Source organism: Prevotella conceptionensis 9403948 (genome assembly GCF_000312305.1).
Lineage (GTDB): Bacteria > Bacteroidota > Bacteroidia > Bacteroidales > Bacteroidaceae > Prevotella > Prevotella conceptionensis.
In genome coordinates this window covers 320,410-321,156 of the sequence record NZ_HE999447.1, presented here as the reverse complement: position 1 = coordinate 321,156, position 747 = coordinate 320,410, and the positions used below count along the sequence as shown (strand labels likewise).

The following is a 747-nucleotide window of genomic DNA, read 5'->3' as shown; positions in this document are numbered from 1 at the left end:
TGCCTGTAAGTTCTTCATTGCATTGCTTTGTAAGTTCATTCGTTCATAAGTGCGTAGGGCTTAAACCCTGGAATGGCCTGCGATAAAAGCCTATAAACTTAGTTGTACAAAAACTTGCAAACGCAACTATTTTCGCCTAGCGTTGCGTTTTCCGAAAATATTTCTATATATTTGCATGCGTAACCGTAAATATATAGGCTATCAGTTTGCTTTTCCAACATCGGCGCAAGGCGCTTGTCGTCAGGCATCTTTTGGTTTGCCTGTGGGTGTTGGGCCTTTTTGCTTGTGGCGACAAGAATGTTGCCGAGGCAGACAGGCTCAACAGTATGGCCTATGCCTTTCACTATCGCAATCTCGATTCCACAGCAGCCTATGCCCAACGCGCATTGAACGTGTCGGGAAACTATGCAGCCGGGCGAGCAGAGGCTTTGAACAATATGGCATTCGTGCGCATATCTAAGATGGAGTTCGAAACGGCATCGAAACTGCTTAACGATGTGAAAGACATCACCGACAACCAAGTGGAACTGCTTGTGGCCGATGTGCAGCTGATGAGACTTTGCCAAAGGCAGTCGCGCAACAAAGATTTCTATAATTATCGCGAAAGCGCATTACGCCGATTAAAGCGCATCAAGGAAGAGGCCTACAACCTTTCGCCGCGACTGCGCAAGCGAATGATATACGCCGAAACCGAACTTTATATCGTGGCATCGGTGTATTTTTACTATATCGGCTTGCCCGATAGGG

At 46.9% G+C, this 747-nt stretch carries 1 protein-coding gene; it reads left to right on the top strand.

Annotated features, from left to right (window positions below):
- Positions 1-326: 326 nt before the first annotated feature.
- Positions 327-747, top strand: a 421-nt coding sequence (locus tag BN93_RS09170; RefSeq protein ID WP_232211155.1) for a DUF5112 domain-containing protein, incomplete at its 3' end; no start/stop codon positions are given.